Below are 14741 nucleotides of genomic sequence, written 5' to 3'. Positions count from 1 at the left end.
TACAAACAGCAACGCCCCGAACAGGGTTCGAGGCGTTGCTGTCTATCTATCTAACTATCGCCCCTGTGAGGAGCATGCTGACCGCTAACCAATGATCACTGACGCGCGGTCTTCAGGGCGTCTGCCAGTTCACGGGTCAGGGCATGCACTGCCTGAGTACCCTGCTCCGGCGTCTCGGCATTGGCCTGCAGGTCGATCAAGGCAGAGCCGACCACCACACCGTCGGAGAAACGCCCGATCCGTGCCGCCTGTTCAGCGGTACGGATACCGAAGCCGACCGCGACCGGAATATCGGTATGTTCACGAATGCGACCGACCTCGGCCTCGACCTTCTCGGCAGTCGGTGCCGCGCCGCCGGTCACGCCATTGCTGGAGACGTAGTAGAGGAAGCCCGAGGTGTTGGCCAGCACACCCGGCAGGCGCTCGCTGTCGGTGGTCGGTGTGGCGAGGCGAATGAAGCTGATGCCCGCTTCGCTGGCCGGGACGCACAGCTCGTCATCGTGCTCCGGCGGCAGATCGACGACGATCAGGCCGTCGACACCGGCCTCGCTCGCCTGCTCGAGAAAACGGCTCACGCCACGACGATAGATCGGGTTGTAGTAGCCCATCAGCACGATGGGGGTGTCCTGATCGCGCTTGCGGAACTCGCTGACCATCGCCAGGGTGCGATCCATGGTCTGGCCGGCCTTCAGGGCACGCTGGGTGGCATGCTGAATGGCCAGGCCATCGGCCATCGGGTCCGTGAACGGCATGCCCAGCTCGATGACATCGGCGCCGGCGTCCGCCATGCCGAGGAAGGTCGCGAGGCTGGCATCGTAGCCGGGATCGCCCGCAGTGATGTAGGTCACCAGCGCGGCACGATTCTCGGCGCGCACGGCAGCGAAACGACGGTCAAGACGGCGGCTGGCAGTAGTGTCGATAGCGGAAGTGCTCATCAATAGACTCCGAATTTGCTGGCCTGCAGGCATCGATGACACCTGCAGGCGAAGAAGGCGTGGGGCGCTCAGATTCAGTCAGCGACTGACGACTCTGACGCCGGGCAACACGTGACAGACCCGGGCTTACTCGCCGTCAGGGTTCAGGCCCAGTTCGTCGGCCAAGTGATGAGTCACGGTGGCCATGTCCTTGTCACCACGGCCGCTCAGGTTGACCACCATCAGGTGGTCCTTCGGCAGGCCCGGCGCACGCTTGATGACTTCCGCCAGTGCGTGGGAGGACTCCAGCGCCGGAATGATGCCTTCCAGACGGCACAGCATCTTGAAGGCGTCCAGCGCTTCCTGGTCGGTCGCGGCGACATATTCGGCACGCTTGATGTCATGCAACCATGCGTGTTCCGGACCGATACCCGGATAGTCGAGACCGGCGGAGATGGAGTGCGCATCGCCGATCTGACCTTCTTCATCCTGCAGCAGGAAGGTGCGGTTGCCATGCAGAACGCCCGGCAGGCCGCCCTTGAGGCTGGCGGCATGACGCGGAGTTTCCAGGCCTTCACCAGCGGCTTCGACACCGATGATCTCGACGCTCTCGTCATCGAGGAACGGGTGGAACAGGCCCATGGCGTTGGAGCCGCCGCCGATGCAGGCGACCAGCGAATCCGGCAGACGCCCTTCCTTCTCCTGCAGCTGCACGCGGGCTTCCTGACCGATGATGGACTGGAAATCACGCACCAGCTGCGGGTACGGGTGCGGGCCGGCCACGGTACCGATGATGTAGAAGGTGTCATCGACGTTGGTGACCCAGTCACGCAGCGCCTCGTTCATGGCGTCCTTCAACGTGCCATCACCGGCGGTGACAGGCACGACCTTGGCCCCCAGCAGCTGCATGCGCTGCACATTGGGCTGCTGGCGATGGATATCGGTGGAACCCATGTAGATCACGCACTCCAGCCCGAAACGCGCCGCCACGGTGGCAGTCGCCACACCGTGCATGCCGGCACCGGTCTCGGCGATGATCCGCTGCTTGCCCATGCGGCGAGCGAGCAGTACCTGGCCCAGCGCATTGTTGATCTTGTGAGCCCCGGTATGCATCAGGTCTTCACGCTTGAGATAGATCTTGGCGCCGCCCAGCTGCTCGGTCAGGCGCTCGGCGAAATACAGCGGGCTCTGGCGACCGACATAGTCCGCGGACAGGCCAGCCAGCTCCTCGGCGAATGCCGGGTCCTGCTTGGCGGCTTCATACTCGCGCTGCAGGTGCAGGATCAACGGCATCAGCGTCTCGGCAACGAAGCGGCCGCCGAAATCACCGAAGAAACCCTTGGCATCAGGCCCTTGGCGCAGGCTGGGGGTAGCAGTCGTCTGGCTCATGCTGAACTCCTCGAATCATGTCAGTGGCTGGTCGCACATACTGCGCAAGGCAATTGCGGGGCCAGCGATATGGTGATCATCCTAGCGCTGCAGGCACTGGAAGAAAAACGATAAATTCGCCAAGATGTGTGAGAAAACCTCACATATGGTCGAGACGGTCATTGCCGCGCATCCACCCTTTCCCTGCCAATGACACGTCCAGCACTTGCTCAGGAGACACACCATGGAGCGCACCGAGCTACTGCCTCCCCTAAATGCCCTGCGTACCTTCGATGTGGCGGCTCGCCATGAAAGCGCCTCGCGCGCCGCAGAGGAACTGCATGTGACCCACGGCGCCGTCAGCCGTCAGATCCGCCAGCTGGAAGACGCACTCGGCACACGCCTGTTCGATCGTGCCGGGCGTGGCCTGACACTGACACAGGCCGGCCGTGAGCTGGCGACCGCGACCCGTCATCATCTTGGCGGTCTGGCACGCGTGTGCGGGGCACTGGCCCGCAGTGATGCGCGGGCGCCCTTCGTACTGAGCTGCCCGGGGTCGTTTCTGGCACGCTGGTTCATTCCCCGGCTGGGGGCGCTCAAGAACGCTCTGCCGGAACTCGAGCTGCACCTGACCGCCAGTGATGACAACGAAGGACTGCGCAATGGCGTGGACGGTGTCCTGCGCTTCCAGACGCCGCCCTTTGATGACGCCGATCATCAGGAAACGCATGTACTGGGCACCGAGCGCATCGGCCCTGTCCTGCGGCCCGACAGCGAGTGGCTGGGCAAGGCCTCCAGCCCCCCTTCCTCGGAGGTACTGCTGGGCCTGCCCCTGTTGCATACCCGATCACGCCCGCAAGCCTGGCCGGATTGGTGCTCACGCCAGGGGCTATCCAGTGAGGGGCTTGATTACGCGCAAGGCTTCGAGCACCTCAACTACCTGCTCGAGGCGACACTGGTCGGGCTGGGCGTCGGCATCGCGCCGGACTATCTGGTGGAGGAAGACCTGCGCAGCAAGCGCCTCGTGGCCCCCTGGGGCTTCGTCGAGACCGAGGCATGCCTGACACTGACATTGCCACAGGTCGGCCGCGCTCGTGCTCGCCATCCGCATGCCGAAGCGCTGGGCGAATGGCTCGCCCGGGAGCTGGCGACGGCTCCGCCTCACTAGCCACACTTTGTGACGGACATAAAAAAAGCCAGTCACAAGGACTGGCTTGCCCGGCCATGTATCCAGAGGATAACGCCGGAAAGATCGTGAATCCGCTCAAGGAACCATCGCAACCTGCAGCACAGGTTGGAAGCGAAGATGGGCGAACAACCCTGCGCATTGAACGACGCAGCCATCCTCGGCAGAAATGATCGAGGAGCCATGGCAGGCTCGACTCGAAGACTTCACGTCAGGTGGCCAGTCCTTATCCGAGATGGAGGACTCGAGATGAAGAGTGACGGCCTGACGCGCTTCAACTGTCAGCATCATATCTTTTAGTCCGCGAACAAAAAAGGGCCCAAACAGCAACAGACCTTTGCTGGAGAAGCACCATCAATCGCTCGCATGACGATCGGTATCAGTGACAGCCAGGGGCTGCAGCACCCTTGTCCGAGGCGAGGGCCCCCGAGGCGCGATTCGGCGGATTGTTGCCGCCGAGTAACAGACGCTGAATATCCGTGGCCGCCATCGGCTTGTAGAAGTAATAGCCCTGGATCAAGTCACAACGCATCTCGCGCAACAACTCCAGCTGCTGTTCGTTCTCGACCCCTTCCGCGACCACCTCCAGCCCGAGACGATGACCGAGGAAGACCGTGGCCTCCATGATGGCGCGGTCCTTGGGTTCCTGGGCGCACTCGATCACGAAGGAGCGATCTATCTTGAGCGCCGTCACGGGCAACAACTTGAGATAGCTCATCGAGGAATAGCCGGTGCCGAAGTCATCGATGGCGATCTTGTAGCCACGATCGTAGAGCGCCCGCAGGCTGTCGCGCACCTTGATATCGGCATCGATCAACACGTTCTCGGTCAGCTCGATACCGATGTCCCGCGGTGTCAGCCCGTATTCCTCGACATAGGCCTCAAGGCGGGTGAAGACGTCCGAACTGATGGCCTGGCGTCCGGAGATGTTGATGTCGATCCGGTAGCCCTTCAGCCCCATGGCACGCCATTCGGCCTGCTGACGACACGCCTGGCGGATGACCCAGTCTCCCAGACGCTCGATCAGGTTGGTGCGCTCGGCGACCTTCACGAAGTCGGAGGGCGGAATATAACCCTCGGGAGAATGCCAGCGTAGCAGCGCCTCGAAGGATTCGATGCGCTCACTGCGCGCCGCCACCTGCGGCTGATAATGCAGCGACAATTCCCCACCGCCATCCTGATTCAACAGCGCCTGCAGGCGTCCGGCCAGGTGGTGCTGATGCAGCATCTCGTTGCGGACTTCCTGATTGAAGAACTGATAGCCATCGCGCCCGGCCAGCTTGGCACGATGCTTGGCGACATCGGCATTGCGCACCAGCTCGGCCGCCTCGCTCCCATTCTCGGGATACAGGCTGATGCCGATGCTCATGCGCAGCAGCAACTGGCGCCCTTCGATCTCGAAGGGTCGCTGGAAGTCCTGACGAATGCGCTCGACCACCGACAGGGCATCACTCTCGTAATCCAGTCGTGGCATCGCCAGCACGAATTCATCGCCACCAAAGCGCGAGAGCAGATCCTGATTGCGCTGGAAGCCCTGCAGACGCTTGGCCACGCTACGGATGACGCGGTCACCCATCTCGTAACCGAGGGTGTCATTGATCTCGGTGAAATGATCGATATCGAGAAACAGCACCATCAGGGTGTCGTCATGACGCTGACATTCACTGAGCGCCTCACCGAGCTCGCTCTCGAAGGTCTGGCGATTGGGCAGCTCCGTCAGGGGGTCAAAACGCGTCATGTAATCCAGATCACGCTGGACCTTGCGCTCCCCCGCCAGATCGATGTCGATACAGAACATCAGCGGGTTGTCAGTGCGCTCTCCCAGCATCACATGGTGGGAAAAGACAGGCACGGGGGCGCCTGACTTGTGCTTGAGCTCAAGTTCACTGGAGGGGATCTCGATACCCTGAGAGACCCAGGCATGGTGTGCGTCCACCACGACATCTGCCATCGTCTCCGGGATCACCAGAGTTTCCAGGCATCGTCCACGAGCTTCCTGCTCGCTATAGCCGTATAGCCGCTCGCTGGCCTCGTTCCAGTAGATGACGCGGCGCTGGCTGTCATAACCCTGAACGGCGACGCGCGGCAGACTCTCCAGCAGCTCTCGAAAGCGCTGATCACTGACGGGAAGTCCCTTGCTGGTCGAGAGGCCAACCATACTCGTCTGCATGACCGCCTCCTGCGTATGCTGATGATGTGACACCTGACGCTTGCGAGATAGCATGATGCCCGCAGTTGCGCCAAGAATCACCATCAGTAACGCGGTTGGCCATCGACCCAGCATGCTCTGGCCCCACATCACCACCACCATCAACGTCAGTACCACGGCAATGATGACGGGACGAGAGCACAATATTCCGACGGCCCTGCTGACCTGGCGGAACCCTTTAGCCATGTTGAAGGATACCTCCGCTGCCGTCCTTCGCCTGTTCGCCGGGCTTCGGCGGGGCAGATCAACTCGTGACGGAATGTCACTTCGAACGAGTTCTCTCACACGCAGAACGAGTTCTTGTCGTCATGAGAAAAGTCTAAGGGTCTGCTGCGCGTAAACCCAGCGTCTTGCAGCGCCTCTCGATCATTATCCTCAACGCTTCATTCAGTGCCAGACGGCCTGAACCTGCGTTGCGCGGCTCGTCTGCAAAGGGCGAAGAATAGCGCTAATGACTTACATAGTACCAGTCGATTAGATTACTCACACCTCGATATTGGCCATGTACCCATATTGATGATACTTCGCGAGATTAGCGTGTTACCGCCATGGTACGGGTTTGACTATCTCGTGCGCACCTTCCCATTCTCCTCGACGTTGCCAACGCAACACCTTCCATCTGCGCCCAAGCGCACAAAACGTCGAGGAATTTCATATGAACATCGCAAATCGTGGCGTACGTCAACTGGCCGACTCTTCCCGCAAGATCACCCTGGAACAGGGCGGCCTGGTGGAGCACTACCCGGCCCCCAAGACGGACACCGCCCCCTTGCGCCTGCCGCTTGCCTCGCAGTACTGGCCGGAGGCAGTCCACGAGGAGCTGGCACGCCAGCATTGGAGCAAGGCTTCCATCACCTCCCAGATCGACCTCGAGGCCTGGCAGGGCTTCCTGAAGGACCTGCCGCGTGACCCCTACGTCAACACCCGCTGGAAGCGCATGTCCTGGCTGCACCTGAACGACCAGCATGAAGTCGAGACGCTGGGCGAATGTCCGATGGCGCAGGGCGGCAAGTTCAATGATGCCGCCAGCATGGCTGACCGTCTGCGCTATTACGCACCGCTGGAAGAGAGCTTCACCGAGCGCGAGGATGTGCGCGCCTTCGTGAAGGCCTGGGCCGACATGTGGGGTATCGGCCCGCGTGAGCCTATCCTGATGCAGATCACCGGCGTGCGCGGTGATGGCACCATCGACCCTCTCCAGGGCCAGGGCATCCACGCCGATGGCTGCAAGTACCTGAGCATCCTGGTGCTCAACCGCGAGAATGTCAGCGGTGCCATCAACACCCTCTATCAGGACAAGGCAGGCAAAGAGCTGCTGACCACCACGGAGCTGGCACCGGGCGAGGTCCTGCATATCCACGATGACCAGCTGTTCCACAGTGTCAGCTCCATCACCCAGGAGAACGCCGGCGAGCACTTCGAGCGCTTCATCATCATCATCAACTGCTCGTTCATCGACGAGTTCCAGAACCGCATGCTGCGTCGTCATTTCCCGGACGCCGTCCTCAACGACTGCGAGTGAGCAACGGATTGCTCGCGAGCCATCGCAGCGAGACGCATCGCAACTTGCGGCGTCGTCTCATCTGAAGCCCCGCCGCGCAGAAGCCACGATGCCGATGCCCCCCGATACGTGAAACCCTGTTCTGAGCGCCTGCATCCCTGAGCGCCCAAGCGCCAGAGTACCTGAGTATCTAAGTACCCAAGTGCCAGAGTACCTGAGTATCTAAGTACCCAAGTGCCTGAGTACCTGAGCGCCCGCGCCTCATGGCATCAGACACAGGAAAGAAGAAGGAGAACCTGTCATCAGGTGACGCACTGTCACAAGATGCGCGCCGACGAAAACGTGCATATGCAGCACCCAGCGCCAGTCGGGCAACCGGCTGGCGCTTCTATATGCCATAGAGCGCCCGCTTCGCGCTTGTCCTGAATCATGCTTCTGCCCTGTTACATGATTCTTCTCTCCTCTTCTTTCCGCTTTCTGCTTTCTACTTTCTCAACTCTTCACTCTTTCCTTGTTCTCGCTTTCTCCTCCTTCATCCTCTCCTCTTGCTCTGCTCTCCCCCGCTGCCGCGCTTTGCATTACTCTGGTGTCGTGCACTTGGCACTCTTGGCGCGCTCGTCAGTCGTCGAGCCGCGTTTGTTTGCATCGTCGCTTCGGCGGCGCTGTCCTTCCCTCTATGCATCAGGGACCTCTCATGACCTTTGAAAGCGGGCTGACCTTCTTCATTGCCATCTTCCTGTTTGGCATCACCCCCGGGCCTGGCATCCTGGCGCTGCTGGCACGCGGCATGAGCCAGGGTGGCAATGCCTGCGTGCCGATGGCCGTGGGCATGAGTCTCAGTGATGTCTGCTACATGCTGGCGGCGGTGTTCGGCCTGTCGGCACTGGCCACGCATTGGGGCGAGGTCTTCGTGGTCATCCGTATCCTGGGCGCCGCCTACCTGCTCTATCTCGGCTACCAGTTATGGACGAGCTCACCGACGCTGGATGAGACTGATGTTCCCAGGTTACGCGGCAACTGGTGGAAAGGGTTTCTGCAGGGCTTTCTCATCTCGGCCTCCAACCCCAAGGTCATCCTGTTCTATATCGCCTTCCTGCCCACCTTCATGGATATCACCCAGCTGTCCGGCAGCGATATCGTGATCGCCGCCGGACTCAACCTGAGCGCATTGCTGCTGGGCGTGGTACCGGTGGGCTATCTCGCGGGCCGTGTCCGCCGCTATCTGCGCTCGGCGAAGGCGGTCAAACGCCTCAATCGCAGCGCCGGCGGCCTGATGATCGGAGCGGGCGGCTATCTGGCATTGCGCGGCTGACGCCTGAACGACACTCCATGTGACACGAGCGCCTTGCACAAACACGAACGCCTTGCACAAACAAAAACGCCCCTGCCGATTGGCAGGGGCGTTTTTGTCGAGAGGCATGGGGTGGGATTGCAGAGCGCTTGCGCTCAATCCACGGCGTCAGTGCACGCTATCGATGCTGACGTCAGCACCAGTACCCTGCGATTGCCGTCTTTACTGGCGGATGCCTTCGATGACCAGATACAGATCGACGGTAGCCGCATTCGGGCCAAGCTTGGACGTGTCGATGCCGTAGTCGGCGAGCTTCAGCGTGGTGGTACCTTCAAAGCCCTGACGATAGCCGCCCCACGGGTCTTCACCGCCGCCGATATGATCCACGTCCAAAGTCACGGGCTGTGTCTGGCCGTGCAGCGTCAGTTCACCCTTCAGCTTGCCGGAACCATCGCCGGTGGACTCGAAGCCGGTCGAGGTGAAGGTCGCCGTCGGATATTGGGAGACATCCAGGAAGTCGGCCGATTTGATGTGCTTGTCGCGTTCAGCGTGGGCACTGTCCAGGCTATCGACATCGACTTCTACCGACACCTTTGCATCTTCCGGCTTGCCCTGGTCATAGGAGAAATCACCACTGAACTCCTTGAACTGCCCCAGCACGTAGGAGTAGCCCAGATGGCTGATCTTGAACTGGATGAAAGCGTGCTGGCCATCGGTATCGATCGTGTAATCGGAGGCCTGTGCCTGACCTGCCATCAGCGGCAACGACGCCGCCATGAGACCTGCCACCAGTGACTTGCCGAGGAAGGATGTCTTGTTCATGTTGGTGCTCCTTGAGAGGTTTCGTCACATCTGGCGTTCGAGCCGTACCCAACGCCTTCCTTTTCGTCAGCGCAGCGGCCGAATCATGCGCCGCAACGTGTCCTGCCCATCCAGCAGGTGATGCTTGAATGCTGCCACCGCATGCCCCAGCGACAGGATGATCAGCACACAGGCAGCATACCAATGCACCTCACCTGCCAGCGATGCCTGATCCTTCAGCCCCGAGATCACTGCTGGCACCTCGAAAAGATCGAATACCTTGATGCCACGCCCGTCAGCGGTGGAAATGAGGTAACCCGAGATCATCACCACCAGCATCAGCACGTAGAGCAGCACATGCCCGACCAGCGCAGCACGCTGCTCATTGCGCGTGCCGTGCGCCTGCGGGGTCGTCTGACTCCAGCGCCAGGCGAGCCGTACCAGCGTCAGTACCAGCAATATCACCCCGACCGAGCGATGCCACCACGGGCCGAGCTGATACCAGGCATCGTAATAGCCAAGCGACGTCATCCACCAGCCCAGCGCGAAAAGTCCGACGATGGCCAGCGCCGACAGCCAATGCATCACGATGACAGGCCAGCCCCAGCCCCGTCGAGAATTACGCCACATGAGGTGCTCCTGATGACAGTCTCCACCTGATCATCGATCTGACAGGTTCTTTGAGCAAGAGCTTAACCAGTGCCCGAACGGACGCCAACCCTCGCGGGCAACACCCGCGAAATTTTTCCAGAGACGCCAACGCCCGGTAGAACCGGGCGTTGGCGGGCAAAGGCAGGCGTCAAGGGACTCAGCTTGCGAGGCGATCAAGTCCGCGCGCCAGATCACGCTTGATGTCGTCGAGATCTTCCAGACCGACGGCAATACGCAGCAGGCCCTCTTCGATGCCGGCGGCCGCTTTCTGGTCATCGCTGAGGCGACCGTGAGTCGTGGTGGCCGGGTGCGTGATGGTGGTCTTCACGTCGCCCAGGTTGCCGGTGATCGACAGGATGCGCGTCGCATCGACCACCGACCAGGCCGCCTCACGGCCGCCCTTGACCACCACCCCCAGCACCGCACCGAAGGCCTTCTGCTGGGCCTTGGCCAGCTCATGCTGCGGATGGCTCTCAAGCCCGGAGTAATGCACCCGCTCGGTGGCCGGATGCGCCTCCAGCCACTGTGCCAGCGTCAGCGCGCGTGCACAGTGGGCTTCCATACGAATGTTCAGCGTCTCCAGGCCCTTGAGGAAGACCCAGGCGTTGAAAGGACTCAGGCACGGTCCGCAGGTACGCACCACGCCATAGACCTCCTCCATCAGCGTAGAGCTTCCGACCACGGCACCACCCAGCGTCCGGCCCTGACCATCGAGGTACTTGGTGGCGGAGTGGATGACGATATCGGCCCCCAGCGTCAGGGGACGCTGCAGGGCCGGCGTACAGAAGCAGTTGTCGATGGCGAGCCAAGCATCATTCTCATGGGCCAGCGCCGCCAATGCCTTGATATCGCCGAGCTCGGACAGCGGGTTGGATGGCGTCTCGGCAAACAGCAATTTTGTGGCCGGTGTGATCGCTTCGCGCCAGGCATCCAGATCCTTCAGTTCGACGAAGCGCGTGGTGATGCCCAGCTTGCCGAAATATTTGGTGAACAGGCTGACACTCGAGCCGAAGATGGAACGTGACGCGACGATTTCATCACCGGATTCCAGCAACGCCAGCACGGTGGACATGATTGCGGCCATACCGGAACTGGTCGCCACGCAACGCTCACCGCCTTCCATCGCCGCCAGGCGCTCCTCGAAGAAGCGCACCGTCGGGTTGGTGAAGCGCGAGTAGATATTGCCGGCTTCATCCCCCCCGAACTTGGCTGCTGCCTCAGCGGCGCTGCCATAGACGAAGCTTGAGGTGGTGTAGATGGGCTCGCCGTGTTCCTGCTCGGCACCGCGCAGGTGACCGGCACGGATGGCGAGCGTCTCGAGGCCCAGCTCATCGCGGGAAAGACCGGTGCAGGAAAGATTGTCGTCGTGCATGGTGTCCAGTACCTCTACTGATGGAATCTACTGCCCTGTGAATCACGATTCAGCGCCACGCGCCGCTGTGACATGTCGCGTCTTCAGCATTTCGGGTCGCGTCGACAGCAAGAAGAACGAAAAGCGATGCGCCAATGTTACCGGTTTTGAACGCGCAACGGGCCCCGGATTTCTCCGGAGCCCGTTGCGGTTCGCTCATCGCGTGATTGCCTGCCGAGAATGCCAGGCAGTCGGATCAGTCGATATCTTCGGAATCGTTGTGCAGATCCACCACCGCATGGGTCTCACCGGCATTCTTGGCACCATCGTTGCGTGAGGCCTGCAGATCGTTGAGGTAGGCCTCATCGATATCGCCGGTCACGTAGATACCGTCGAACACGGAGCAATCGAACTCATCCAGCGCCGGATTGACTTCACGACAGGCGTCCTTCAGGTCATCGAGGTCCTGATAGAACAGACGATCGGCGCCGATCAGGTCCGCGATCTCCTTCTCGGTACGGTCATGGGCGATCAGCTCTTCCGCCGCCGGCATGTCGATGCCGTAGACATTGGGGTAGCGAACCGCCGGTGCTGCCGAGGCGAAGTAGACATTCTTGGCGCCCGCTTCACGCGCCATCTGGATGATCTCGTTGCAGGTGGTGCCGCGTACGATGGAATCATCCACCAGCAGCACGTTCTTGCCGGCAAACTCGATATCGATGGCATTGAGCTTCTGACGCACCGACTTCTTGCGCAGTGTCTGACCCGGCATGATGAAGGTACGGCCGATATAGCGATTCTTCATGAAGCCTTCGCGGTAAGTCACTCCCAGATGCTGGGCCAGCTCGAGGGCGGAGGTGCGCGAGGTATCGGGGATTGGAATCACGACATCGATGTCCTGTTCCGGCCATTCACGCACGATCTTGTCGGCCAGCTTCTCGCCCATGCGCATGCGGGTGCCATAGACGTAGGCGCCGTCGAGCAGGGAGTCAGGACGCGCCAGGTAGACGTGTTCGAAGATGCAAGGCTTGAGAACCGGATCATCCGCGCACTGCAGGGTGTGCAGCTCACGCTCCATATCGATGAATACCGCTTCGCCCGGGGCAAGATCACGGATCAGCTCGAAGCCGGCGACGTCGAGCGCCACGGACTCGGAGGCGATCATGTACTCGACGCCTTCGGCGGAGTCACGCTTGCCGAAACACGCCGGACGGATACCGTACGGATCACGGAAAGCGACCAGGCCAGTGCCGTTGATGATCGAGACAGCCGCGTAGCCGCCCTTGCAGCGACGATGCACACGACGCACGGCATCGAACACATCACCGGCGCCCAGACGCATGCCCTGCTTGCCCAGCTCGTGCGCGAAGACGTTGAGCAGCACTTCCGAATCGGAGCTGGTGTTGATGTGACGCAGATCAGAAGAGAACAACTCCTGCTTGAGCTGGTCGGAGTTGGTCAGGTTGCCGTTGTGCGCCAGCGTGATGCCGTAAGGCGAGTTGACATAGAACGGCTGTGACTCCGCCTCGCTGGAGGAACCGGCGGTCGGGTAGCGAACATGGCCGATCCCCATGTTGCCCTTGAGACGCTGCATGTGACGAGTGCGGAAGACATCACGCACCAGACCATTGCTCTTGCGCAGCAGGAAACGACCTTCGTGCCAGGTCATCATGCCCGCGGCATCCTGCCCGCGGTGCTGCAATACGGTCAGCGCGTCATACAGCGCCTGGTTGACCGAGGCGTTGGCCATCAAACCTACAATCCCGCACATCCCGTCATTACCTCACTAATACACACTTGGATAGGGAAGCGCACGCTGGCGGCTGCCGGCGCCCGTCCATATGGCAATATGAGTGCTCACACGGCGCAATTGTCAGGCCTGCCCCCCATGCAGGCAACACCTGACCGATGGGTCAACCCCTTCGACTGGCCGGCATGAGGCTTCAGCAACACGTGCCGAATGCTGAAAACGACAACGCCGGGCCACGATGCCCGGCGCTGAAAATCCTGCCTGTCACTACTCATCACCCGCATTGCGGCTTGTGGCCTCGTCAACGGTGTTGCCCCTGAGCAACGCCTCCAGCGAGGGCTGGTCCTGCGTGGCATCCTGGCGCGTGAACGACTGCAGCGCTTGCTGGCTGAGGCTGTCGCTCAACGCACGCCCTTCTCGCTGGGCGCTGTCGATCAGACCGCTGGCCTGCTGCTTGAGCCGGGTGCCGCTGGTGGAATCCGGCAGCGACACGCTCTGGCCCCAGTCACCGCCCGTATCCCATTCACGATAGCGAGCCAAAGACCAGTCGCGCAGCTGCTCAAGCGTCGGCCGCAACTGCGCGGCCTGCCAGTCGGCGCTGTCACGCAGGGGGGTCAGCCCCACCACGGCGGTGATCAGCACCAGTATGACCGCCGCACGCAAGGCACCGAACACACCGCCGAGCAGACGATTGAAGCCGCCCATGCCGACTGCATGAATCAAGCGTTCCAGCAGGCGCAGCATCAGCCCCCAGATCAACACACTCGCGATCACCACCAGCACGAAGCCGACTGCGGTGCGAATGCCCGGCGAGACGATCACCTCATCGAGCAGGCCACCCACCTCGGCGCCGAACTGGCGTGCCGCAACCAGAGCCACCAGCCAGCCCGCCAGGCCCAGGGCCTCGCTGAGCAGGCCCCGCATTAGCCCCAGCAGTACCGAGATCCCGATCAGGCCCAGACATAGCCAATCGATCCAGACCAGCTCGTTCACTCACCCTCCTTGCGTCGTACCAGCAGGCCCTTGATATTAACCTGCTGCTGCAGGCGCGAGCGTGCGGACTCACCGATCTCGGAGGACTTATACGGACCGACGAAGACAACGGTCAACTTGCTGCCACGCGGAATCCGGTATGCCGCGAACCCCTTGCCCTGCAGTTCCTTCTGGAGACGCTCGGCGTTGGCCGGGTCACCGAAGCTGCCGACCTGCACGGCCCAGCCACCGGCGGAAGACGACGGCGCATTCGAGGCCACCGCAGGCTTCGGTTCAGGCTTGGGCGCGGGCTTGGGCGCGGGCTTGGGTTCAGCCTTGGGCTCCGGCTTGGCAGCGGGTGCCGGTTCCGGCTTTGGCTTTGACTGCGGCTCGCTGCTGGCCACAGAGCGGGTCGGCGACAACTGCTCGGCCTCGGCGACACGGCTTGGGGACTCGGAACCGCTGTCACTGCCAGCCCCCGGGTCACTGTCCCGCACCTTGCCGTTGCTGTCGACGAAGGTGATCGGCACATCCGTGCCGATCTTCAGCTCGCTGGGCGGCTGCGGCTCATCGACGTTGGAGCGATCGATATCCACCGGTTTGCCAAGCGTCATCACCGGACTCGGGCGCTCATCACGGGCCGGCGGCTCATCGAAGAGCATCGGGATGAAGATCACCCCCAACGCCAGCAGGATGACCGCACCGCTGATTCGCTCGCGTTTGCCATATTTCATTGTGACATCTCCC

12 protein-coding genes are annotated in these 14741 nt (G+C 61.5%); 3 read left to right on the top strand and 9 right to left on the bottom strand.

Going from position 1 to position 14741, the window contains the following annotated elements; translation table 11 throughout:
• Positions 1-95: 95 nt before the first annotated feature.
• Positions 96-935 carry a tryptophan synthase subunit alpha gene (gene trpA / locus AC5WNJ_RS05015; protein ID WP_495930547.1) on the bottom strand — a complete coding sequence of 280 codons (840 nt, stop codon included), beginning with the start codon at positions 933-935 and terminating at the stop codon, positions 96-98.
• 126 nt (positions 936-1061) lie between these two features.
• The gene (trpB, locus tag AC5WNJ_RS05010) at positions 1062-2303 is read right to left on the bottom strand and encodes a tryptophan synthase subunit beta (protein ID WP_176676531.1); all 1242 of its coding nucleotides are present in this window, start codon (positions 2301-2303) and stop codon (positions 1062-1064) included.
• 223 nt (positions 2304-2526) lie between these two features.
• On the opposite strand from trpB, the gene AC5WNJ_RS05005 reads away from it, so the two are divergent.
• On the top strand, positions 2527-3450 hold the full coding sequence (locus AC5WNJ_RS05005; RefSeq protein WP_495930546.1) for a LysR family transcriptional regulator: 924 nt from the start codon (positions 2527-2529) through the stop codon (positions 3448-3450).
• A gap of 397 nt (positions 3451-3847) precedes the next feature.
• On the opposite strand, the gene AC5WNJ_RS05000 is transcribed toward AC5WNJ_RS05005, so the two are convergent.
• Positions 3848-5638 carry a putative bifunctional diguanylate cyclase/phosphodiesterase gene (locus AC5WNJ_RS05000; protein WP_253062717.1) on the bottom strand — a complete coding sequence of 597 codons (1791 nt, stop codon included), beginning with the start codon at positions 5636-5638 and terminating at the stop codon, positions 3848-3850.
• A 694-nt stretch (positions 5639-6332) separates the two neighbouring features.
• On the opposite strand from AC5WNJ_RS05000, the gene AC5WNJ_RS04995 reads away from it, so the two are divergent.
• On the top strand, positions 6333-7199 hold the full coding sequence (locus tag AC5WNJ_RS04995) for a 2OG-Fe dioxygenase family protein (protein ID WP_175088092.1): 867 nt from the start codon (positions 6333-6335) through the stop codon (positions 7197-7199).
• Between the two features lie 673 nt (positions 7200-7872).
• Positions 7873-8490 (top strand): LysE family translocator, encoded by a 618-nt coding sequence (locus AC5WNJ_RS04990; RefSeq protein WP_495930545.1) that lies wholly within the window; start codon positions 7873-7875, stop codon positions 8488-8490.
• Between the two features lie 201 nt (positions 8491-8691).
• Here the strand turns inward: AC5WNJ_RS04990 and AC5WNJ_RS04985 are convergent, their stop codons facing one another.
• From AC5WNJ_RS04985 to AC5WNJ_RS04960, 6 genes are all read right to left on the bottom strand, one after another.
• Positions 8692-9291 carry a YceI family protein gene (locus AC5WNJ_RS04985; protein WP_285460221.1) on the bottom strand — a complete coding sequence of 200 codons (600 nt, stop codon included), beginning with the start codon at positions 9289-9291 and terminating at the stop codon, positions 8692-8694.
• A 66-nt stretch (positions 9292-9357) separates the two neighbouring features.
• On the bottom strand, positions 9358-9900 hold the full coding sequence (locus AC5WNJ_RS04980) for a cytochrome b (protein ID WP_495930544.1): 543 nt from the start codon (positions 9898-9900) through the stop codon (positions 9358-9360).
• A gap of 178 nt (positions 9901-10078) precedes the next feature.
• Positions 10079-11293, bottom strand: a complete 1215-nt coding sequence (locus tag AC5WNJ_RS04975; RefSeq protein ID WP_495930543.1) for an O-succinylhomoserine sulfhydrylase — start codon at positions 11291-11293, stop codon at positions 10079-10081.
• A gap of 235 nt (positions 11294-11528) precedes the next feature.
• A complete protein-coding gene (gene purF / locus AC5WNJ_RS04970; protein WP_495930542.1) occupies positions 11529-13043 on the bottom strand; it encodes an amidophosphoribosyltransferase in 1515 nt (504 codons plus the stop codon).
• A gap of 246 nt (positions 13044-13289) precedes the next feature.
• Entirely contained in the window at positions 13290-14015 is a 726-nt protein-coding gene (locus tag AC5WNJ_RS04965) for a CvpA family protein (RefSeq protein WP_495930541.1), read from the bottom strand.
• A complete protein-coding gene (locus AC5WNJ_RS04960; RefSeq protein ID WP_495930540.1) occupies positions 14012-14728 on the bottom strand; it encodes an SPOR domain-containing protein in 717 nt (238 codons plus the stop codon). The genes AC5WNJ_RS04965 and AC5WNJ_RS04960 overlap by 4 nt, the downstream gene beginning before the upstream one ends.
• Positions 14729-14741: the final 13 nt, after the last annotated feature.

The organism is Cobetia sp. PDI-23MA, assembly GCF_059507735.1.
The sequence above is the reverse complement of the archived record's forward strand: the minus strand, read 5'-3'. Positions and strand labels throughout refer to the sequence as shown.